1 protein-coding gene is annotated in these 409 nt (G+C 36.2%); it reads right to left on the reverse strand.

Going from position 1 to position 409, the window contains the following annotated elements:
* Positions 1–38: 38 nt before the first annotated feature.
* Positions 39–409, reverse strand: a 371-nt coding sequence (locus tag D4A39_RS17855) for a helix-turn-helix transcriptional regulator (RefSeq protein ID WP_199699507.1), incomplete at its 5' end; no start/stop codon positions are given.

The raw sequence follows: 409 nt of genomic DNA on the forward strand, positions 1-409 counted from the left end.
TTTGCACCAAGGCAAATGAGCTTTTATCATATTTATACTTATAGAGCAAGAATAAACCTGTCCCAATCTTCTGCGCTCCCCGGCTTATTAAAGAACTTTTTGTATAATCTGATTCTTATTTTCGAGATGGCTGATGGTGTGCATCCTAACAGACATGCCATATCAGCAGGCTTGCATCCTAATTTGATGAGCATGCAAACATTTAACTCTCGATTGCTGATATCATATACCGACCAAAGTTTTTCTTTAAAACTTGGCATGAACTGATCAAAGGTATCTTCCATTTGTTTTCTCTCTTCTTTTGTCAGATACTCTTTGGTTTCACTTCTTTTCTTCTTTTGTATCATAATCCCTATATCAGTGTTCTTGATGCTGCCTAAAGCTCGATTTTCTTCTTCAATCTTCAGTT

This window comes from Alcanivorax profundi (genome assembly GCF_003597125.1).
Lineage (GTDB): Bacteria > Pseudomonadota > Gammaproteobacteria > Pseudomonadales > Alcanivoracaceae > Alcanivorax > Alcanivorax profundi.